Source organism: Hydrogenobacter hydrogenophilus, from assembly GCF_900215655.1.
Lineage (GTDB): Bacteria > Aquificota > Aquificia > Aquificales > Aquificaceae > Hydrogenobacter > Hydrogenobacter hydrogenophilus.
Genome location: NZ_OBEN01000006.1, coordinates 1 through 21,691 on the forward strand (window position 1 = coordinate 1; position 21,691 = coordinate 21,691).

19 protein-coding genes, 1 pseudogene and 1 CRISPR repeat array (1 of these 21 cut by a window edge) are annotated in these 21,691 nt (G+C 43.8%); of the genes and pseudogenes, 12 read left to right on the plus strand and 8 right to left on the minus strand.

Features of this window, described 5'->3' with window-relative positions:
• The 8 genes and pseudogenes from CP948_RS05650 to nadD all read left to right on the plus strand — a co-directional run.
• A pseudogene (locus CP948_RS05650) lies at nucleotides 1-360 on the plus strand (NADH-quinone oxidoreductase subunit L); the annotation flags it as partial.
• A gap of 4 nt (nucleotides 361-364) precedes the next feature.
• Entirely contained in the window at nucleotides 365-1,876 is a 1,512-nt protein-coding gene (locus CP948_RS05655; protein WP_096602244.1) for a complex I subunit 4 family protein, read from the plus strand.
• Nucleotides 1,877-1,883: 7 nt separating this feature from the next.
• Entirely contained in the window at nucleotides 1,884-3,344 is a 1,461-nt protein-coding gene (locus tag CP948_RS05660; protein WP_096602246.1) for an NADH-quinone oxidoreductase subunit N, read from the plus strand.
• A 4-nt stretch (nucleotides 3,345-3,348) separates the two neighbouring features.
• Nucleotides 3,349-3,726: an NADH-quinone oxidoreductase subunit A gene (locus CP948_RS05665; RefSeq protein ID WP_096602248.1), complete on the plus strand. Its 378-nt coding sequence runs from the start codon at nucleotides 3,349-3,351 to the stop codon at nucleotides 3,724-3,726.
• A 4-nt stretch (nucleotides 3,727-3,730) separates the two neighbouring features.
• Nucleotides 3,731-5,446 (plus strand): NADH-quinone oxidoreductase subunit D, encoded by a 1,716-nt coding sequence (locus CP948_RS05670; RefSeq protein WP_096602250.1) that lies wholly within the window; start codon nucleotides 3,731-3,733, stop codon nucleotides 5,444-5,446.
• Nucleotides 5,447-5,456: 10 nt separating this feature from the next.
• Entirely contained in the window at nucleotides 5,457-6,506 is a 1,050-nt protein-coding gene (nuoH, locus tag CP948_RS05675; RefSeq protein WP_096602255.1) for an NADH-quinone oxidoreductase subunit NuoH, read from the plus strand.
• Between the two features lies 1 nt (nucleotide 6,507).
• Entirely contained in the window at nucleotides 6,508-7,893 is a 1,386-nt protein-coding gene (locus tag CP948_RS05680; protein WP_096602257.1) for an NAD(P)/FAD-dependent oxidoreductase, read from the plus strand.
• Complete coding sequence (gene nadD, locus CP948_RS05685) at nucleotides 7,886-8,491, plus strand: nicotinate (nicotinamide) nucleotide adenylyltransferase (protein WP_096602259.1); 606 nt, start codon at nucleotides 7,886-7,888, stop codon at nucleotides 8,489-8,491. Before CP948_RS05680 ends, nadD begins: the two co-directional genes overlap by 8 nt.
• On the opposite strand, the gene CP948_RS05690 is transcribed toward nadD, so the two are convergent.
• The 5 genes from CP948_RS05690 to CP948_RS05710 are packed head-to-tail and all read right to left on the minus strand — an operon-like array spanning nucleotide 8,478 to nucleotide 15,901.
• Nucleotides 8,478-10,259: a SulP family inorganic anion transporter gene (locus CP948_RS05690; protein WP_096602261.1), complete on the minus strand. Its 1,782-nt coding sequence runs from the start codon at nucleotides 10,257-10,259 to the stop codon at nucleotides 8,478-8,480. The two genes, nadD and CP948_RS05690, sit on opposite strands and share 14 nt — an antisense overlap.
• Nucleotides 10,256-13,294 (minus strand): efflux RND transporter permease subunit, encoded by a 3,039-nt coding sequence (locus CP948_RS05695; protein ID WP_096602263.1) that lies wholly within the window; start codon nucleotides 13,292-13,294, stop codon nucleotides 10,256-10,258. Before CP948_RS05695 ends, CP948_RS05690 begins: the two co-directional genes overlap by 4 nt.
• Nucleotides 13,291-14,316, minus strand: a complete 1,026-nt coding sequence (locus CP948_RS05700) for an efflux RND transporter periplasmic adaptor subunit (RefSeq protein ID WP_096602265.1) — start codon at nucleotides 14,314-14,316, stop codon at nucleotides 13,291-13,293. Before CP948_RS05700 ends, CP948_RS05695 begins: the two co-directional genes overlap by 4 nt.
• Nucleotides 14,313-15,482, minus strand: a complete 1,170-nt coding sequence (locus CP948_RS05705) for a TolC family protein (RefSeq protein WP_096602267.1) — start codon at nucleotides 15,480-15,482, stop codon at nucleotides 14,313-14,315. The genes CP948_RS05700 and CP948_RS05705 overlap by 4 nt, the downstream gene beginning before the upstream one ends.
• Nucleotides 15,479-15,901: a DUF2231 domain-containing protein gene (locus CP948_RS05710; RefSeq protein WP_096602269.1), complete on the minus strand. Its 423-nt coding sequence runs from the start codon at nucleotides 15,899-15,901 to the stop codon at nucleotides 15,479-15,481. Before CP948_RS05710 ends, CP948_RS05705 begins: the two co-directional genes overlap by 4 nt.
• 40 nt (nucleotides 15,902-15,941) lie before the next feature.
• Here CP948_RS05710 and purE point away from each other — a divergent pair, with 40 nt between their 5' ends.
• From purE to CP948_RS05730, 4 genes are read left to right on the plus strand one after another with little or no spacing between them, the layout of a single operon-like run.
• Nucleotides 15,942-16,427 (plus strand): 5-(carboxyamino)imidazole ribonucleotide mutase, encoded by a 486-nt coding sequence (gene purE / locus CP948_RS05715; protein WP_096602271.1) that lies wholly within the window; start codon nucleotides 15,942-15,944, stop codon nucleotides 16,425-16,427.
• The gene (uvrB, locus tag CP948_RS05720) at nucleotides 16,424-18,415 is read left to right on the plus strand and encodes an excinuclease ABC subunit UvrB (RefSeq protein WP_096602273.1); all 1,992 of its coding nucleotides are present in this window, start codon (nucleotides 16,424-16,426) and stop codon (nucleotides 18,413-18,415) included. The genes purE and uvrB overlap by 4 nt, the downstream gene beginning before the upstream one ends.
• 10 nt (nucleotides 18,416-18,425) lie before the next feature.
• On the plus strand, nucleotides 18,426-19,055 hold the full coding sequence (locus tag CP948_RS05725; RefSeq protein ID WP_096602275.1) for a class I SAM-dependent methyltransferase: 630 nt from the start codon (nucleotides 18,426-18,428) through the stop codon (nucleotides 19,053-19,055).
• Nucleotides 19,052-19,480, plus strand: coding sequence for a hypothetical protein (locus CP948_RS05730; RefSeq protein ID WP_096602277.1), 429 nt, complete (start codon nucleotides 19,052-19,054; stop codon nucleotides 19,478-19,480). Before CP948_RS05725 ends, CP948_RS05730 begins: the two co-directional genes overlap by 4 nt.
• On the opposite strand, the gene CP948_RS05735 is transcribed toward CP948_RS05730, so the two are convergent.
• From CP948_RS05735 to CP948_RS05745, 3 genes are read right to left on the minus strand one after another with little or no spacing between them, the layout of a single operon-like run.
• Entirely contained in the window at nucleotides 19,468-19,752 is a 285-nt protein-coding gene (locus CP948_RS05735; RefSeq protein ID WP_096602279.1) for a ubiquitin-like small modifier protein 1, read from the minus strand. The genes CP948_RS05730 and CP948_RS05735 overlap by 13 nt on opposite strands.
• 3 nt (nucleotides 19,753-19,755) lie before the next feature.
• On the minus strand, nucleotides 19,756-20,073 hold the full coding sequence (locus CP948_RS05740; protein WP_096602281.1) for a hypothetical protein: 318 nt from the start codon (nucleotides 20,071-20,073) through the stop codon (nucleotides 19,756-19,758).
• Nucleotides 20,052-20,585 carry a 4Fe-4S dicluster domain-containing protein gene (locus CP948_RS05745; RefSeq protein ID WP_245810097.1) on the minus strand — a complete coding sequence of 178 codons (534 nt, stop codon included), beginning with the start codon at nucleotides 20,583-20,585 and terminating at the stop codon, nucleotides 20,052-20,054. The genes CP948_RS05740 and CP948_RS05745 overlap by 22 nt, the downstream gene beginning before the upstream one ends.
• 414 nt (nucleotides 20,586-20,999) lie before the next feature.
• Nucleotides 21,000-21,691: direct repeats of the CRISPR family, unit length 29 nt; unit sequence GTTTCTAATGTACCGTGTGGAGTTGAAAG; it runs 84 nt beyond the window's last position.

The following is a 21,691-nucleotide window of genomic DNA, read 5'->3' on the forward strand; positions in this document are numbered from 1 at the left end:
CTTTTAAAACCCATAGCGGACACCTTCAGGGAACAGTTCTACACAGAAAGACTCTACCACAAAGTGCTTGCCAAAGGCTATCTGATGGTGTCTAAAGGGTTGTATTATGCGGGGGATAGGCTTACCCTAGATGGTTTTATAAACCTTCTGAGCTTTTTATACCTCAAAGTGGTAAGGTTTTTGTGGATGAAGTTGGATATAATGGTGGTAGACCTATTTATAAACGGTGTAGCAAAGTTTTCTTTCAAAACAGGAAAACACATAAGAAATGTGCAAACAGGCCTCCTGAACAACTATGTTCTGTTTTTGCTCATTGGTATAATCTTCATACTTGGTGTGATAACTTACTCCCTGAGGTGAGGTCATGGAAAAGCTTGGAGCGCAGTTTCCGCTCATATCAGTAAGTATGATCATACCCATTTTGGGAAGCCTTCTTGTACTTGTACTTCCTGAGAGGTTCACCAAAGGGATAAGTCTTCTGTCAACAGGAATAAGCTTCCTTATAGCATTATGTTCTCTGATGTTTTTTGATTTTTCAAAAGGTGAGGTAGTTCAGTTTTACGAACACTATCCCATCATTCCTGAGTTGGGAATAAATCTGTCTTTGGGGCTTGATGGACTTTCCATGCTTATGTACCTTCTTACTACGCTCGTTTCTTTTGTTGCTGTTCTTTGGTCTGTACGGGATAGGCAGATAGACCACAGAATAAAAGAGTACTTTTTGTGGTTTTTGCTTGCTGAAAGCTTTCTTATAGGTGTATTTTCAAGCTGGGACCTTATAGTTTTTTATGTCTTTTACGAGCTTACCTTAGTACCTATGCTTTTTGTGATAGGCATATGGGGCTATAAGCTCAGGTTATATTCCGCTTACAAGTTCTTTATATACATATTTGTCTCCTCGTTGTTTTTACTTTTGGGAATAGTTAGCCTTGCGGTACAACATTACAAGCTTTTTGGACGCTTTTCCTTTAGTTATTTTGACCTTATGAACAACGATTACTCCCTTTGGCTGGGTGTATTTCTGTTTATGCTCTTCTTTATAGCCTTTGCGGTGAAAACGCCCATAGTACCCTTCCACACTTGGCTTCCTGATGCTCACGGGGAAGCTCCCACTGCTGGTTCAGTAGTGCTTGCTGCAATACTCTTAAAGATGGGAACTTATGCTCTTTTTAGGTTTAACATAGGGCTATTTCCAAAAGTGGTGGTTTTCCTAATGCCACTACTCGTTCTGTGGGGCATATTCTCCATAGTGATGGCTTCTTGGTTTACTATAAGCCAGAACAATCTCAAAAGGTTTGTAGCTTACTCTTCTGTAAGCCATATGGGTTTTGTAGTAACAAGTATGTTTCTACTGAATCTGGATGGGTTTAGGGCAAGCATAATGGAAATGTTTGCACACGGACTTACATCTGCTTCTCTCTTTATGATAGCGGGGTTTATATATAACAGGCTTCACAGCTTTAACATGGATGCGCTCAAGGGAAGTGCCAAGTTCATGCCTGCTTTTGCTATAATTACTGTCATAACTGCTTACTCCTCTATGGGTCTTCCGGGTGGTTCTTCCTTTTGGGGTAAATTTCTCACTGTGCTTTCCGCAAGAGAGTATACAACACAGTTGGCTCTTTTGGTCATTGCAGGCGCTTTCTTCAGTGCAGTTTATGTGCTCTACTTCATGAAGGTCCTCTTTTTGGATACCAAAGAAGAAAGCAGGTTGATACATTTTACGGATATAAGGGGTTTTAAGCTATCTGCCTTTTTACTTCTTCTTATTCCCATGTTTATGGTAGGGTTATTACCCTCTCTGTTTTTCAACATCTTTGATATGTCTGCAAAGAAACTCTTGCTTTCTGTAATGCACAAATTGATAGGAGGATAGGGTAGGAATGGAACTTAAGGGCTTGATAGGTAGTATAGAGTTTCCGAAGATGGCACTGATAATACCTGAACTTACAGTGCTCATAACGGGCTTTTTGCTCTTTACTCTTGATCTTATCTTCAAAAGAGCTAATTACAAGCTTTACACATGGATAAGTGTAGTGGGTTATTTTATGGCACTGCTTTACATAGCCTTTAATCCTTCCTTATCGGGAAGCACCTTTTATGGCCTGTATGTACGGGACTACTTTTCTTCCTTCTTGCATTTTTTTATGATACTTCTGACCATATTTGTTCTTGCTTTCACTTACCGCTACTATAGACAGAAACTTTCACTCTACAGGGAGTTTTATTACATACTCTCCTTTGCCTTAGTGAGTGCCATGTTCTTAGCATCTTCCTATAACTTGATCACTCTCTATGTAGCCTTAGAAGGTGTTTCCATTTCCTTTTACATACTTACCGCTCTTTTGAGGGGTGATTTCAACTCAAAGGAAGGATCTTTTAAGTATCTCATACTGGGTGGTTTAAGTATAGCTTTGGCTTCTTATGGTGCAGCTTTTATGTACATCTACGCGGGATCCCTTGACCTTCAAAAGATACTCACCTATTCTGGACAAAACAAGGACCTTTTGATACTTGGACTGGTCTTTTTCCTTATAGGATTTGCTATAAAAATAGGTGCGGTTCCTTTCCACTTTTGGCTTCCTGATGCCTATCAGGGTGCACCAACACCCATAACAGCCTATATGGCATCTGTGGGAAAGCTCGCCTTCTTCGCACCCGTTGTGAGGATAATGCCCCTAATTCAAGAACACTTCGCTTATGCTTGGGTGATAACTGTAGGAATTATATCCGCTATGACTATGCTTTACGGAAATTTAGTCGCCCTTGTACAAAAAGATGTGAAAAGGCTTCTTGCTTACTCCTCCATAGCTCATTCGGGATACATACTGGCAGGCATAGCTGTTGCAAAGGCTATAGGACTAAAAGCTGTTCTTTACTTTCTGATCGCCTATGCTCTCATGGGTGCTGGTTCTTTTCTACTGCTGGCACTCTTAGAAAGACATCCCCAGTGGCAAAACAAGATGGAAGAGTTCTCAGGACTGCGCTTTAGCATGCCTTGGATAGCAATATCTTTTATGATATTCATGTTCTCCCTTTTGGGGGTGCCCCCTTCGGTGGGTTTTGTGGGAAAGGCTCTTGTATTTACCGCTTTGTCCTTTGACAGACTTTGGTGGTTAGCATTTATCATGATACTCGCAACGGGTATATCCACAGGCTACTATGTAAGGCTGGTAGTTCTCACCTTTATGAAGGAGAGCAGTAGGTCCATCAAAGTGGAGAGTTCCCTTGCGGAAAAGGTGGTTATATTTGTGCTGACGCTTTCTGTTGTCATTTTGGGTGCTGTGCCTATAATAATATGGAGCTTTGCCAGTCAGTCTGCGGACATACTTTTCAAGAGGTAGTGGCATGGATTACATGGGGCTTTTGATATTTTTAGGTGTAATGGTGGTGCTTTCTCTGCTTCTCATATCCTTGAACTCTCTGCTTGGTCCCAAAACTCCGGAAAGTATGGAAGATTACCCTTACGAGTGTGGAGTTCCCCTTTACGACATGAGCGCTCAGTCTACCTTCCATCAAGGTTATTACCTTCTTGGACTTTTGCTACTGCTCTTTGACATAGAAGCTGCCTTTCTCTTCCCTTGGACAGTGGTTTACAAACATCTTGGCATCTTTGGATTTGTTGAGATGTTCCTGTTTATACTGATACTCACCTACGGGCTTTTGTATGCTTGGAGAAAAGGTGCCTTAGATTGGCAGTTTGAAGAAGAGGTCTTTGAGAGGTGAAAGCATGCCTTGGGCTAAGGAAGAGGACTTTATAGAGCTAAAAAGGAAGTTTCCGGACCTGCAGATAGAAGTAAAACCCACTATAACTAACCTTCACATAAGTAAAGATAAACTAATAGAACTGCTAAAAGACCTGAAAGACCTTGGTTTTAAGCTTTTTGTGGACCACTCTGTGATAGACTTTCCAGATAAAAAACCCAGGTTTCAGGCTTTCTACATACTCTACAATGTAGAAGAGAAAAAGAGAGTGGTAGTAAAGACTTGGACAGATGATACTCTTCCCAGCATAGAAAAACTTTGGTTTGCGGGCAAGTGGGCGGAAAGAGAATGCTACGATATGTTCGGAATACACTACGAAGGGCACGAAAACTTGGTAAGAGCCTTCATGTGGGAGACCTACCAGTACCACCCACTGCGCAAGGACTTTCCCTTAGAAGGTTATGCCAATGTAGACCTTCCTTCCCTTAACGAGGTACTCTATGGGGATAACCTTACTGGCACTATGAACTACAGTAGGATGCACACTGCTGTACCTACCCTTGAAGATCTTGAAATAACAGAAAAGAAAAGACTAAAGAAGAAAGCTCAGATAGTGCTAAACTGGGGACCTTTGCATCCGGGTACTCACGGCACCATGTGGTTTCTCTTTGATTTGGAAGGGGAAAGGGTGGTTCAGTGCGATGTGATCCTTGGACAACTCCACAGGGGTGTGGAAAAACTCGCAGAAAACCAGATGTATAACCAGTTTCTCGTCTATACAGACCGAATGGATTACATATCCGCTCTTTGTTCTAATCAGGCTTGGGTAGTGGCTGTGGAAAGGCTCTTGGGTATAGAGGATCTTGTGCCAGAAAAAGCCAAGTACATAAGAACTATGATGTCCGAACTTCAAAGGATAAACTCTCACCTTCTTTGGCTTGGCACTTATGCTTTGGACCTTGGGGCTTTGACCATATTCCTTTATGCCTTCAAAGAAAGGGAAAAGCTCATGGACATCATAGAAGGTATTACAGGTGCAAGGCTCACCATAAGCTACCCACGGGTGGGGGGTGTCAGGATGGATCTGCCAGAAGGTGCTTTAGAGGTAATTAAAGCCTTCATAAAGAGATTTCCTAAAGAACTCAAAGATTGGGAGAACATACTCACCAGAAACAGAATATGGCTAAGGAGAAATGTGGATGTAGGAATAATTAGTAAAGAGGATGTGTACTTCTACGGTCTTACCGGTCCTGTGGCAAGAGGCTCGGGTGTAGCGTATGACATAAGGAAGCTTGAGCCCTACGATGCGTATCCTTATGTAGACTTTGATGTGCCTGTAGGTGAAAAGGGAGATGTGTACGACAGATATTTGGTGCGCCTTGAGGAGATGAGACAAAGTGTAAGGATTATAGAGCAGTGTGTTGCTGTCTTAGAAAAGATGCCTCCCTCTGCACCCTTCTTTGCGGAATCTCCAGACCCTAAAAAGATAAAACTTTCCATTGACGGAATAGGACTAAAGGTGCCAGAAGGTGAAACCTACTCTTCGGGAGAAAACCCAAGGGGTGAGCTTGGATTCTTTATATACTCAACAGGTGGGGTAAAGCCATATAGAGTCAAGATAAAACCCGGAAGCATGTATAACCTTTGCATTTACCCAAAGCTTATGCAAGACAGAGTTATAGCGGACGCTGTTGCCATACTGGCAAGCTTAGACCCTGTTGTAGGAGAGATAGACAGGTAAGGAGGAGGATATGGAAGGACTCTTGTCCGCCCTGATAATCATCGGTATAAAGATACTGGTGATCCTTGCTATAGTGTTGGGTGTGGGTGCTTATCTTACTTTGGTAGAAAGGAAGGTAGCTGCACACATTCAAAGAAGACCAGGACCTATGGTGGTAGGCTGGCACGGTCTTTTACAACCCTTAGCGGACGGCATCAAACTTTTGACCAAGGAAGACCTTTTCCCAAGGTACGGAAACAAGTTCCTTTACAACTTGGCTATAGTTATGGCTCTTGTTCCAGCATCTTTGGTTTTTGCGGTGGTGCCTTTTGGTCCCGAGTTTGAAGTATTTGGCATAAAGGTAAAACCCATATTAACGGATGTAAATGTGGGTCTTTTGCTCTTTTTTGCTCTTGGTTCTTTGGCTGTATATGCTATAGCCTTAGCAGGATGGGCGTCTAATTCCAAGTATGCCCTCATAGGCTCTATGAGAAAGGCAGGTATAGTGATCTCCTACGAGGTTGTGATCACTTTTGCCCTCATGGGACCCATAATATTGGCTCAGACCCTTTCCACTTACGGCATAGTTCAACAACAGATAGAACAGAAGCTTTGGTATCTGTGGCTACAACCTATAGCCTTTGTGGTTTATATGTTTGCCATGCTTGCAGAGACGGGCAGAGTTCCCTTTGACATACAAGAAGCGGAGGCAGAACTGGTCACTGGCTTTACCGTGGAGTACGGTGGTATGAAGTTTGGACTTTTCCCCCTTGTAGAGTGGTATGTGGAAACGCTGTCTCTATCAGCTATAGCTGTAGTGGTTTTTTTAGGTGGATGGTCTCCTATAAACATACCCTTTGTGGGCTTTATAGACCCTCTCTTTTTCTTGGGTCCTTTGTCTCCCTTTGTGTGGTTTGTGCTCAAAGTATCCTTACTCTTTCTGTTCGTCCTTTGGCTTCACTGGACACTTCCAAGATACAGAATAGACCAGATCACATCAACCGCTTGGAAAGTTATGCTACCTCTAACGCTTGTAAATTTGGTCTTTACCGCTATTATTGCTCCTATGGTGTGGCGCTAAGATGAAAGTAGTTATAGTGGGCAACGGTCCAGCATCTGCAAGCGCTGTAGAAGCCTTCAGGCAGGTGGATAAAGATTCTGACATTATAGTCCTGTCTGATGAGGAGTATCCTACATACGCTCCTAACTGTATGGAAAACGTGATAAGAGGAGATATATCCCAAGATGCACTCTTCTACAAAGGTGGGTATGCCTTCTATGAGAAGTACAAAGTGGACTTTAGACCCAAGAAAGAAGTGATAAGCATAGACAACAAAAGAAAGGTGGTGATAGTAAAGGGTGGAGAAGAGATACCTTACGATAAGTGCCTTTTGGCAGCTGGGGCTAGTAGCTTTGTGCCACCTATACCGGGAAAGGAGCTGGGGGGAGTAACTACAGCCAAAAACTTAGATGATGCAAAAAGAATAAGGGAATGGATACTCTCTGGAAAGGTAAAAAGGGCGGTCATAGTAGGAGCCGGACCCATTGGAGTGGAGGATGCAGAAACCTTAAAGCATATGGGAATTGAGGTGCATGTGGTGGAGTTCTTTGACAGGGTACTTCCTCGTATGTTAGATAAGTCTATGGCGGACAGATACATGAAGGCTCTGCAAGATGAGGGTATAAACTTTTACCTTAACCATCAGGTGGTAGCTATTCACGGAGAGGATGGTTGGGTGGAAGCGGTAGAGATAAAGCACTTGGGTTCTGACGAAAGCAAGTTTATAGAAACGGACATGGTGATACTTTCCACTGGTGTGAGACCAAGGACACACATTATTCAGGATACGGACATAAAGCTACACATAGATGAGAACAAAAACAGGGTGGTGGGCGGTGTGCTGGCCAACGAGTATCAGCAAACATCAGACCCTGATGTGTACGCTGCTGGAGACATATGCTCTGGAAGGGATGCTTGGGGAAATTACAGGTGGATAGCTCTGTTTCCTACCGCACAGCAAGGGGGAGCAATAGCGGGATACAACATGGCTGGGCTAAGAGTAGAAAACCCAGGGCTTGTGGATTACAACGCAGTCAAGACAAGGGGAGCTGTGGCAGGCAGTGGAGGAACTTTTGAGGATGCGGAAGAAGCCTTTACCGCAGAATACGAGAACTACCTTATAAAGGTCTTTCTCAAGGAAGGAAAGGTTTGTGGATACCAGTTTGTGGGCATACCTAAGGGAGGGGCACTTAACTTGAGGAACGCCTTCCTGCAAGGAAACCAAGAGTTTATAAAGAGGGTTTTAAAGGACAGAGGTTTGGGGCTGGAGGCTTCTGGAGTTCTCTTTCATCACTTTATGAGGTTTAAAGACAGGCGTATCTCACCAGAGATTGTGAAAGCGATAAAGATGGGTATGTTAAGGAGTCTTGCCAATCCCAAATACGAAGTGCCCCTTTTCTATGTTTAAAGTGTTCTTTGGCGGTAGCTTTGACCCAGTACACATAGGACATCTCATCGTAGCAAGAGATGTTCTTGAACAGCTACAAGCAGAAAGCATAGTGTTTCTACCAGCTTTTCAATCACCACTCAAAGAGCCTCATGTAGCAACACCACAGGAAAGGCTTGAGATGCTTTCTTTGGCAGTAGAGCAAGAAAAGGGCTTTGAGGTTAGCAGTTTAGAAATAGAAAGACGAGGTGTGTCTTACACAGTTGATACAGCTCAGGAGCTTTTCCACACCTTGGGTGAAAGACCCACTTTTTTAGTAGGAGCGGACAGTGTAATGACTTTGCACCTGTGGAAAGACCCCCAAAGGCTTACAAAGATGGCAAAGTTTGTGATAGCAGATAGGTACGCAAAGGCAAAGGAGGTAAGAAGTTATATGAGCTCTACCTTTCCCAACCTGAAAGAAGGTGAGGACTACATAATCCTTAGCACCAGAAACATAGATATATCATCTACAGAGATAAGAAACAGGATAAGGGAAGGCAGGAGCATAAAGTGGCTTGTGCCAGAAAAAGTAGAAAACTACATACTCCAGAAGAGTATCTACATCAGAGAGAGATGACTGGCTTGAACTCCGCAGGCTTTACGCTGTAGCACTCTCTAAAGACTGCGTAGGGACATCTTTTTGCACAGTATTCGTGATCCAGCCTGTTGAAGAGTTCCACTATGGACTGACCTTTTGAATCAAAAATGAGGTCTATATCTATGTGCTTGTCAAACTCGGCTCTTTCAAGTATAGGATATACATCGCAGGCTATGTTCGCCATGGCAGGCTCTACCCCTTGTTTTTTAACCTCGTCAAAGAGCCTCATTAGGGTAGAGACGCCTGTAGCATCAATGTAATTCACCGCCTCCATGTCAAGGAGCAGAAACTTGAGCGGTCCTTTGGACTTCCTACTTCTGACCTTTTCAAGCACATACTCGTACACATATTCTGCGTTAGCAAAGTATATGGGCATATTGGGCCTTATATAGAGTATCTGTGGGCATTCGGGTAGATGCTCTCTCTCTGCATTCACGAAGGTCTGGGACTGGGGGTTTCTTGTAAGGATCACAAGCCTTGGGTACATGGTCTTGTATACGAAAGAGCCAAGAGCGATAAGAGTTCCCAAAGTGAGGGCTACCCAAAGCTCCATGAAGAAAACGCTACCAAAAGTTATGCCAGCAACGATGCCATCTATCCTGTTTACCTTGTAGAGCTTTATTATCTCTTGGGGTCTTATGAGGTTTATGACTGCGGACAGAACTATAGCAGAGAGGGTAGCTTTGGGAAGATAATAAAAGGCAGGCGCTAACAGAAAGAGGGTTATACCCACCGTAGCACCGGTTATGACGCTTGCGATGGGCGTTTTGGCGCCAAGTTGGAAGTTAAGAGCGGACCTTGAGAAAGAACCTCCTACAGGAAAACCTTTAAAGAGTCCTGATGCTATGTTGGCTATGCCTTGTCCTATGAGCTCTTGGTTTGCATCCCACTTGTCTCCCGCTTGCATAGCCAGACGCTTTGCTACGGCAACCGCTTCTATGAGGCCAAAGGAAGCCACCACTATGGCACCGCCCCAGAGGGAAGCTACAGTTGAATAGTCTGCATTGGGTAAAGAAGGCGTGGGAATACCTTGAGGTACGCTTCCTACTATAGCTACACCAAACCTTTCAAGACTGTAAAAGTAAGATAGAAGAGAAGTAATGATCACAGCTAAAAAGGCACCTGGAATTAAAGGATGAACCTTTCTAGAGAACCATATGATGGCGTAAGCTAATATGCCTATCCCCACCGTATAAGGATTAGTTTTTTCTATCTTTGATAAAATGTCCACTATGACATTGTATATGAGGGTACTTTGAGTTATCTTGAAACCCAAAATATGTCCTGCCTGACTCAGAGCTATTACAAGAGCACCTGCACTTATAAAACCCGTTATCACGCTTGTAGATATGAGTTCTACAACAAAGCCAAGCTTGAAAAGTCCTATGGTAAGTCTTATAAAACCCACCATAAGGGCAAGGACACCCATTAGGTTTATCCACTTTTCCGAACCTGGTTCTGCCATACCGTAAAGCACAGAAGCGGAAAGAAGCGCGGTCATAGCAACTGGACCTGTGGCTAAAAACCTTGAACTTCCAAAGAGAGATGCCAGTATGGTAGGAAGGAAGGAAGCGTAAAGTCCGTATATGGGAGGCATACCCGCAAGGAGGGCGTAAGCCATAGATTGAGGCACCAAGACTGCTGCAACGGTGAGACCTGCTATAAGGTCTCTGGTTAGTTTATCTCTGTCGTAATGTTCCAGCCAACGTAAAAAGGATGTAAGCTCAAAAGATATGTTAACCCTCATTTATTTGGTGTAATTTTACCATACTTTTCGTAAACTAAGGGGAGGATCAAAAGGGTGAGCAGGGTGGAAGTGAATATACCACCTATAACTACCACTGCCAAGGGTTTTTGTATCTCGGAGCCTATGTCCTTTGTAAATAGCATGGGTAGAAGACCTAAAGAAGAGGCAGTTGCGGTAATAAGTATGGGTCTTAGTCTTCTGCTGGCACCTGTTAGCACTGCGTCTCTCAGGCTGTATCCGTTTTCTAAGAGAGACCTTATGTAAGATATTAGCACCACACCGTTTAGCGTAGCTATACCAAAAACAGCTATAAAGCCGATGGTTGCGGGCACAGAAAGGTTATATCCCGAAAGGTGCAGGGCAAACACACCCCCTATCACCGCAAAAGGCACATTAAGAAGCACTATAAGAGCATCTCTGAAGGAGTTGTAGTTTAGGTACAAAAGCAGGAAGATAAGAAGCACAGAAAGGGGCACCACCACTGAGAGCCTCTTCATGGCTCTCTCTTGGTTTTCAAACTGTCCGCCAAAAGCTACAAAGTAGCCAGGAGGTAGCTTTATCTCTTTTGATATCCTGCCCTTTAGTTCCTTCACAAAACTACCCAAATCTCTACCCGAAAGGTTAGACTGCACTAAGGCAAATCTCATACCGTTTTCACGCCTTATCTTCTGAAAACCTTGACCTATCTCCAAGTCCGCCACCTGAGAGAGGATCACTATGCTACCATCTTTGAGAAGCAGGGGAAGGTTCTTTAGGCTCTCTAAGTTCCTGTCCTTTAGGGAGAGGACGATAGGGAAGAGGATAGTGTCCTGCTGTAGGTAGCCTACCTCCTTTCCACCAAGGGCGTAGGATATTAAGTTCATGAGGTCTGAGGTGGTAAGCTGGTATCTCTTTAACTCTTCGGGCTTTGGGATGATTCTGAGCTGGAGCTTACCAGACTGGGCTTCTGTCTCTACATCCACTGCTCCTTTTGTGGACTTGACCACCTGTTCTATCTGGCTGGCTATCTGATTTATCTTCTCAAGGTCATCCCCAAAGACCTTTATGGCTACAGTGGATTTTACTCCTGAAAGGAGCTCATCTATCCTCATCTGTATGGGCTGTGTAAAGCTAAACTCCACACCCGGTACATCCTTGAGCTTCTCTCTTAGAAGGTTCACAAACTCTTCCCTGCTTTTGAAGCTCTTCCACTCGGAGATGGGCTTTAGGATAATGAAGGTCTCTATGTAGCTCACATCTTCTGGCTCTCCTACCTCCGCTCTGCCTATGTTAGAAAAGGCTCTTACTACCTCTGGATACTCAAGGGCTGTGCTCTCCACAAGCCTTGCCACCCTCTTGGATTCTTCTAAGGATATGTTGGGGTCCAAAAAGGACTTTACCAGCAGGGCACCCTCCTCAAGCTCTGGCGCAAACTCAGTACCTGTCCTTGACACCAAAAAGGCAGAGATGACAAATCCCACAAGCGTCGTGCCTATAAGCACCCACCTTATCTTGAACGCTCTTTCAAGAAGCTTTATATACCCTTCCCTTATCTTCCTAAAAAGATATGTCTCTTCTTTACCCGGCTTGAGAAGGTAGTAAGACAGCACAGGCATAAAGAGAAAGGCTACCACAAGAGAAGAAAGCAGGGCAAAGATGATGGTGGTGGCTAAGGGTTTGTAGTACTTGCCTTCAACGGACTGAAGGCTAAATATGGGCAGAAAGACGGTTATTATGATGCCTATGGCAAACACCACCGGGCGCATCACCTCCCTCACAGAGTCCGCTATGATGGATACCTTGTGTCCATCTTTTCTTTCGGAGAGGTGCTTGTATATATTTTCCACTACCACCACAGTAGCGTCCGCAAACAAACCCACACCTATGGCAAGCCCTCCCAAAGACATGAGGTTTCCGGAGATGCCTGCTTGCTTCATGAATATGAAAGTGTATAGAATGGTAAGAGGCACAGAAAGCACCACCAAAAGGGCGGTCCTTATGTTCCAAAGGTAAAGGCTTATGGCTATGGATACAAGCACTATACCCTCCACTAAGGCTTTCTCTACCGTTGAAAGAGCCTTCTTAGTGAGGTAAGCTTGGTCATAGAGTATGTCCACTTTGACACCGTCAGGTAGTATTTTCTGCACTTCCTGAAGCTTCTTTCTTAGGTCCTGCACCAGCTCCATGGTGTTAGTGTTTATACGCTTGAGTACGATGTTTCCTTGCACCTCTTTACCGTTCAGGGTAAAGGCTCCTCTTCTGTTGGGAAGTTCCGAGGGTACAACTTGCGCTATCTGTCCAAGGCTCACAGAGATACCCTCTGACTTTTTCACAGGTATGTTCTCTATGTCCTGTATACTCCTTATTCTACCTAAGCCTCTTACCACCACATCACCCTGAGGAGTAATCAAAAACCCACCTCCCGCTATCTGATTGTACTCCTCCAAAGAGTTTATGATGTCCTGCCAAGTGATGCCGTAGAGCACCATAGCATCCTGATTTACCTTGATCACATAGGCGCGCTCTGGTCCCCATTGGGAGACCTCCTCCACTCCATCCACAGCTTTTATGAGGGGTTTTACTTTCCACATCTGCAGGGTTTTTAGGTCCTCAAGGGAGTAGTTGCCTTTTGTGTCTTCCAAAGCATAAAAGAGCACATTTCCCAAACCAGAGGTGTTTGGTCCCATCCTTGGCACATACCCTGAGGGAATCTGTGCCTGAGCTTCTGGAAGCTTTTGAGCTACCAAGTTTCTGGCAAAATACACATCTGTACCATCTTTGAAAAAGGCGGTCACATAAGAGAGACCCGGCAGGCTCACAGACCTAACCGTTTCCACATCCTTTATACCCGAAAGCACCGCTTCTATGGGACGTGTCACTAAGACTTCTGTCTCTTCCGCAGAAAGCCCCGGTGTCTCTGTGTATATGACCACCTGCACAGGTGTTGGGTCTGGGAAGGTGTCTATGGGAAGCTTTAAAAAGCTCCAAAGTCCCACCCCCACACTCAAAAGCAGAAGAACAAGCACGAGTAGCCTGTAGCTAAGGATTTTTGTCATTTTGTCACCTGAGACTTGAGGAAGATAATACCGCTCACTGCAACTCTGTCGCCTTCTTTGAGGCCATCTACAAGCACTTTGCCTGCCTCCTCTCTTATCGTTCTTACCTTCCTGACCTCAAACTCTGCTGGTGCTTTCACAAACACCACATCCGCATCTCCAATCCTCTGGACCGCCTCCGCAGGAAGCCACACACCCACAGTGCTTCCAAGCACAATAACCGTTTCCGTCATAAGCCCAGGTCTCAGAAGGCCACCTAAGTTATTCACCAAAAGCCTAACGGGAACTCTCTTAGTGTTTTGGTCCACCTCGTGGGATACATAATCCACTACACCCGGAATCTTGTGTCCCTGCCAGAGCACATAACCCTTCATGCCTTTTTTTATTCTTATGGCAGACTCTGGGGTAGCATAAGCATATACCCAGAGCTTTTCGTGGGAGTGGATCTTGAACATCTCCTTAGAAGGGTCAACACCGCTTCCTGTGAGCACCTTCTGTTCCACCACATAACCACTTATGGGAGACCTTATCATGAGCGAGTCGCCCACCACTTCACCAAAGGACCTAAGAGATGCAAGGAGCGCCTCATACTCACCCTTCGCTCTTTCGTACTCTATCTTTGCAGAGTAGTACCGTGCGTAGGGTATGACCTCCTCCTTGTAGAGCATCTCTTCCCTTGTGAGTGTGTCTTTTGCTGTCTTTAGTTTTACCCTTGCCATCCTTATCTGTGCCTGTAGGTCCGCAATGTGGGGAGAGTATACAAGAGCAAGAGGAGAGCCTTTTCTAACTCTGTCCCCTTCTTTGACAAAGAGCTTTTTTACTATACCGCTCACAGGTGGATAGACCTCCGCTGAAAAAGCCGAATACTCACTAACCTTTGAAGGAAGCTTTATCTCCTCTTGCACCCTCTCAAGCTTTACAGTCATGAGCTTTATACCCAATTTTTGCTCAAGCTCTGGGCTAACCCTTATGGTCTGGGAGAACGCCATCAAGGGTAAAACAAGAAAAAATAGGAGTATCATAACTCACCCCCAAGGGAGAGGTATCTGGCATACTCTTCATGCGCTTGCATAAGAAGGTCTGCTCTGTATCTCAAAAGCTGAAGGTATCTCCTCTTTGTGTCTGAGAGCTCAAGGGATGTGATGGTCCTGAGCCTGTAGCTCTTTAGTGCAAGGCTGAGCTCCTCTTTTACCTTTGGGATCATAAAGTTCTCCACGTTATTTACCTCTCTCTTTAGTGCTTCGTATCTGCTTAAAAGCCTCTCATACTCACTCCTTGATCTCTTTAACTCAAGACTTCTGTAGCTCTCCAAACTCCTCACCTTGGCAGATAGCTGTATTATCTCGCCTTCCCGCCTGTAAAAGACAGGAAGAGTTGCAGAAAGAGCTACTCTCGCGCCGTACTCGTTCTGAGAGACTTTCTCTCCTATGGCTTCTACGCTCACCTGCGGTTTGGCAAGGGTCTTCTCTAAGTCTATGCCTGCTTTTGTACTTTTTATCATGTATTCATACTGCCTGACCTGTGGTAGGTTTTCTGGGTTTATCTCCTTCATTGGGGGTAGGTCCTGCAGTTTTCCTTCCACATTTCTTACTTCCTCACCCACCAAGAAGGACAGCCTCTGCAAGGCATTCTTTAGGTCTGTGTTGGCAAGCTCTAACTCCGTCTTTGCAAGGTCCAGCTCCCTTTCTACTCTGAAAAGCTCCAGCTTTGTGATCTCTCCAAGCTCAAAGAGCTTTTTAGTGAATTTGTATAGGTCCTGGCTTATGCGGTAGTTCTCTTGGGCAATGTTCAAAAGCTCCTTTTTGTAAAGCACAGAGTAAAAGGCACTATAAACCTCTCCCCTCAAGGTATTTCTCTCTTGGGATATGCGCTCTTTGAAGGCTTCCGTCTCGTACCTGACTACCTCTTTGCTTAGTTTTCCAATGGGATATATAAGCAGAGGTTGAGAATAAGAGACCCTATAGATGGGATTGGAGCTAACTCCATCTTTGGAAGTGCCAAAGTTGCCTACCTCAACACCCAACGTAGGGTTTAGGTAGCTCTTGTAGGTTAAGGACTTTCCCTCAAAACCCTTTAGTTCCTCCTCCAGAGCTCTTATGGAAGGATAAGATAAGATCGCCTTCTCTATTGCGGTTTTAAGATCCATACCACAAGAGAGCCCTACCACCAAAAGTAGTAATAGAATCATAATCCTTTTTTCAGTAGGTAATCATAAACAATTATGCCACCCCACCTGCCCTGCACAAAAAGAAGCAAGACACCCAGCACAAGGAGCACGGTGTAAATGTTCCTGAGAGAGCCAGGACCCCTATCCATCAAAAACCTCACAGCGCCAATAGCCAAAAACCACAAAGCAAGAAAAAGCCCAAGAGACTGATGAAAAGGAAACACAGGCACACTTGCGAGTTTGTCCTCTATAGGTTCATGAGCCAATATGCCAGATACGGTAGCCATCAGCACTGATATCACACTCAGGTAAGTAAGAAGCGCATGAAGACCATTGGGGGAATTTTTCTTAAACCTGTAGTAAAGGTCCATTATTAGGGTCATAAGGGGAAAGGCTATGGCAAAATGCACCAAAGGTGGGTGAAGTTTTATAAGATCCATAACTGCTTACCTCTTAAAAAATTTTACTATACTATAGACTATGAAAGTTGCCATCATAATGGGTAGCATTTCCGACTGGGAGCACTTAAAGGATGCATACCAAGTGTTAAAAGAGTTTGGTGTTGAGTGTGAGGTAAAAGTGGTATCCGCACACAGAACGCCAGAGCTTATGTACGAGTTTGCCAAGACTGCCAAAGACAGGGGTATAGAGGTAATCATAGCAGGAGCGGGTGGGTCCGCACACCTTCCGGGCATGACAGCATCTCTTACTACACTGCCAGTAATAGGAGTGCCTGTGCCCTCAAAACATTTATCTGGCATAGACTCTCTATATTCCATAGTGCAGATGCCACCGGGTGTTCCTGTTGCCACTGTAGGTATAGGAAACGCTACGAACGCAGGACTTTTAGCCCTAAGAATATTAGCCCTAAAGTATGACGTAATAGCCCAAAAACTCCAAGAGTACAGAAATATCCTTCAGGAAAAGGTAGAAAAGATGAACCAAGAGCTAAATTTTAAGTTATGAAAGTCAAAGAAGGCTTTTCCCTAAAAACCCACCTAAAGCCTGCAGGAGACCAGCCCAAAGCCATAAAAGAACTGCTTGATAACTTAGAAAGTGGTGTAAAAGAGCAGGTGCTTCTGGGAGCTACCGGGACAGGAAAGACCTTTACTTTGGCATGCGTGATAGCCCAATACAACAAACCCACCTTGGTCATATCCCATAACAAGATACTCGCAGCACAGCTCTACAGAGAGTTCAAAGAGCTATTTCCAGAAAACGCGGTGGAGTACTTCATCTCTTACTACGACTACTATCAGCCGGAGGCATACATACCCGAAAAGGACCTCTACATAGAAAAGGATGCCTCCATAAACCAAGTCTTAGAAAGATACAGACACTCCGCCACCATATCCGTCTTGGAAAGAAGAGATGTTATAGTGGTTGCCTCCGTGTCCTGCATATACGGACTTGGCTCTCCCGATAACTACTACTCTCTGAGGATAAAGCTAAAGGTGGGAGATAGGCTAAGCATGAGCAAACTCATCAGGAGGCTCGTAGATATAGGATACGAGAGGAACGATTATGCATACACCAGAGCCACCATGAGTGTTAGAGGTAATGCAGTGGAGGTAGTGCCTTCCGATGCGGAGGACAGAATAGTACGCATAGAGTTCTGGGATGATGAGATAGAGAGGATAACCATTATAGACGCACTAAACAGAAGTATTATCAGTGAACCCAAAGAGTTTACACTGTTTCCTGCGTCTCACTATATAGCACCAAGAGAAAACTTAGAGTTTGTGTTAGAACAGATAAAAAAGGACTTAGATGAGAGGGTAAAGTTTTTCAAGTCTCAGGGTAGAGAGCTTGAGGCAAGAAGGCTCTATCAGCGAACTATGCACGACATAGAGATGATAAGAGAAATAGGACACTGCAAGGGCATAGAGAATTACTCAAGGTACTTTGACGGTAGGAAACCCGGAGAGCCACCCTTTACCCTTCTTGATTACTTCCCCGAGGACTTTCTACTCATCATAGACGAATCGCATGTGAGTGTGCCTCAGATAAGAGCCATGTACAACGGAGACAGATCCAGAAAAGAAAAGCTCGTAGAGTATGGCTGGAGGCTTCCTTCCGCTCTTGACAACAGACCCCTAAAGTTTGAAGAGTTTCTTGAAAAGATAAATCAGGTGATTTATGTCTCCGCAACACCCGGTGATTGGGAGATTCAAAGGAGCAAAGGAGTTATAGTAGAGCAGATAGTAAGACCCACAGGACTTTTGGACCCAGAAGTGGAGGTAAGACCAAAGAGAGGACAGCTTGAGGACCTTCTCAGAGAAGTACAGGAAAGAAAGAAAAAAAATGAGCGAGCACTTGTGCTTACTACCACCAAAAGACTTGCAGAAGAGGTTGCGGACTATCTCACAGAGAGGGGGCTTTCTGCAAAATACATGCACTCTGACCTTGATGCTATAGAAAGAGCAAAAGTGATAAAAGAGCTCAGAGAAGGTAGCATAGACGTTATTGTGGGTGTAAATCTTCTGAGAGAGGGTCTTGACCTCCCAGAAGTATCCTTAGTTGCCATTTTGGACGCGGACAAAGAGGGCTTTTTGAGAAGCTACACATCCCTTATACAGACCATAGGTAGAGCTGCAAGAAATGTAAACGGCAAAGCAATACTGTACGCTGAGAGGATCACAGAATCTATGAGAAGAGCCATAGAAGAAACCAACAGAAGAAGGGAAAAACAGAAACTATACAACGAGCTTCATGGCATAACCCCAAGGAGTGTGTCCAAGCCCATAAAAGACCTTCTCTCCATAGAAGAACTGGACTATGTTAAAATGCCTTCAAATATACCCAAAGGTATAAACAGTGAGGAGGACTTACTGAAAAAGATAGAGAGGTTGGAAAAGGAAATGCTTGAGTGCGCAAAGCGCTGGGAGTTTGAAAAAGCTGCAAAGTTAAGAGATGAGATAAAGAAGCTAAGAGAATTACTAAATCTTATGTGAGGTGTAAGATATGGCTCACAAATTTGATCCATCTAAGCTGGAAAAACTTGACGATCCTTCAAGGATTGAGCTTTTTGATCCCCCCAAAGTGCTTAAGGAGTTTGGGCTAAGAAAGGGTATGACAGTGCTTGATGTAGGCACAGGTGCAGGTTTTTACCTTCCTTACCTATCTGAAGCGGTAGGAGAAGAAGGAAAGGTTTATGCCATAGACATAGAGGAGTCTGCAGTTGAGTATGCCAAACGCAAGGTGGAAAGTTTAGGTTTAAAAAATGTAGAAGTCCTAAAGTCTGAAGAAAACAAAGTGCCTTTACCTGACGGTAGTGTTGATTTTATATTTATGGCTTTTGTGTTTCATGAGCTGGAAAACCCCGTTGAGTTTATAAAGGAACTAAGGCGTGTTGCTAAAAGGTTTGCTTACCTTGCTATAATAGACTGGAAAAAAGAAGAAAGGGACAAGGGACCACCCCCTCAAGAGGTGTATTCTGAATGGGAGATAGGACTTATCCTTGAGGATGCAGGCGTAAGGGTTGGTAGGGTTGTAGAACTAAGCAAATACGCTTTTGGAGTTTATGCCATGTTTGTGCAAGAAGACACTGAAGGCTTCAAAAGTCCTATAAAAGTCCCCCCGGGAATAGTATGAAGGACGCAGAGATAATAAAAGAGCTTTTGAAAAGAAACAAAATAAAAAGGGAGGATGTGGAGTTATTCCTTAAAGAAAGATATAAAAACGAAAGCATCTTACTTTTTTTGGTAAGAAAGGGTATTCTTTCAGAAGCAGAAGCTCTTGAGTTATCTCAGGAACTTCTCATGTCTGATGAAGACTCTAAAGACTTAATGCTCGATGAAGGGGTGCTTTTAGAAGACAGATACCTCCTTTACAGAGTAAAAGACAGCACCTACGCCATACCTTACTCACACATAAGAACTATGGAGTTGAAAGGCAAAAGTGTCATACTTTACACGGGAGGCATAGAAAGGATTACTATACAGCTCAAAGATGAAGAGAGCGCAAAAAGGCTTTTTGAGGAGATACTTTTGGGTATAGAAAGACTTTACATAAGGTAGCCACCCGCTATGGCAGGCACTATGGACAGCACATCACCGTCCTTTAGCTCACTGTCTATACCCTTTAAAAATCTTATATCCTCATCATTGAGATAGAGGTTTACAAACCTTCTTAGTTCGCCATTTTCATCTACGAGCCTCTCTTTAAAACCCGGAAACATCTCTTCCAGTTTTTCTATGGCATCTCTTACGGTTTTTGCATCTACCTGCACCTCTCCTTGTCCGTTTGCCAATCTTCTCAAAGGTGTAGGTATTCTCACCACTACTGCCATCTTTTACCTCCGTTCCGCTGTGTTTGTAATATTAGTATACTCCAATTCAAAGGTGTAAGGTGTCTTCTTTGGGTATTTTTCCGCTTCTTGAAAGAACTCCTTTGCCTGACTTTCCTGGCCCAAAGCGGTATTTACAAGCCCCAGCAGAAAATACTTTTCGTAGGAATCTTCCGAAAGCATGAGCCATTTGGTAGACTCAAGATACTTAAACTCAAGTATGTATCTAAGAGCAATAGAAAAGGCATCCCTCTTGTCTACAAAATCGCTTTTCTTTAGCTTTATCCCTTCCTTGTAAATGGCTATTCTGAACTTGACACGCATGCTGGCTCAGACTCTTTCCAAATAAAGAGTTTTAAAAGAGATTCTGAGTTTATCCTGTTGGCTATATGCCGTTCCTTAGGCATCTGATCCACTTGGACAAAATACAGACAGTTAGTTACGCATTTGGAAACGCAGGAAGGAAGCAATCCTTTGTCTATTCTTTTATAACAGTAATCGCACTTTTCTACCTTCATGGTGTTTGGATTGAAAGTTATAGCTCCGTAAGGACAGGCTATTATGCACGCCTTACAACCAATGCAGAGTGTCTCTTGCACATACACTACCCCATCGTGTCTTTTTCTCATGGCTGATGTGGGACAGGCAAAAACACAAGGTGCAGGATCACAGTGATAGCAGTTCATGGGAAGGAAAAAAGCATCTGCAGTCTCACCGAGCCCTTCTACTCTGAATACTTTCATAGGTCTTATGTTAAGACTCTCCAGTCCTTTCTCCTGTTTGCAGGCTACCTCACAAGACAAGCAACCTATACACCTATCTAAATCTATAATCATTACCGGCTTTTTACCCATAACTTGAATAAATTATACGCCCAGCCAAGAAATTAAAGCTAAAACCAACAACACACTTTATGATCTATATCATAAGCAATTTCTCTCTCTAAGGGTTAAAATAAAAAAAAGGATTGAGGGGTTTTATAAGCCCCTTGTCATCTTGACAGTTGAATAAGGACTGTGTTTGTAAGATAAGAGGGGTGATATGGCTTTAATACCTTCATCAAAACATTTTGGTGTTTTGATGTTTTGATGAGGCATTTCTGGAATAATTGAGTTTCAATAGTTAGAAATGGCAATTTTTCAGCCTCTTTTTGGGAACTGAAGATTTCCGAAAATTAACTTCATTTGAAGAGGGTACCCCTTTTAGCAAAGTGTTGATGTACAATGTTTTTCTTGAATATCCCTTTTGGGGTTTCTAATGTACCGTGTGGAGTTGAAAGAAATATTCTCTTAATTTTTTATACAGCAGTATATAAGTGTTTCTAATGTACCGTGTGGAGTTGAAAGGATCCTGCACTATCTTGGGAAGCTCCTTGAGCGTTATGTTTCTAATGTACCGTGTGGAGTTGAAAGTTCTTGATGAGAAAGTATCCCAATAGCCCTGCGGTATGTTTCTAATGTACCGTGTGGAGTTGAAAGAAAAACAACCAGACATAAAAGAGCTTCTGGCTCAGGGTTTCTAATGTACCGTGTGGAGTTGAAAGTTTCTTTTCCACCTCTTTTTTGATCGCTTCTATGAGACGTTTCTAATGTACCGTGTGGAGTTGAAAGCGGGAATTAGCACTTCCAGATATCTTAGTGTTGCCTAATATGATTCCCAGTGTTTCTAATGTACCGTGTGGAGTTGAAAGAGTGATGAGATAGTCCTTGCTTTCAAAGTATCCATCTTTGTTTCTAATGTACCGTGTGGAGTTGAAAGGTTCAAGAAGTCCCTCAAGAAGCTTTTTCCTTGCGGAGTTTCTAATGTACCGTGTGGAGTTGAAAGAAGGACTTGCCACACTTTCTAAGACTTGCAAGGGATTGTTTCTAATCTACCGTGTGGAGTTGAAAGTCTTCTTCAACGAGAATTCTATTCTCGTGAGCAAACAAGTTTCTAATGTACC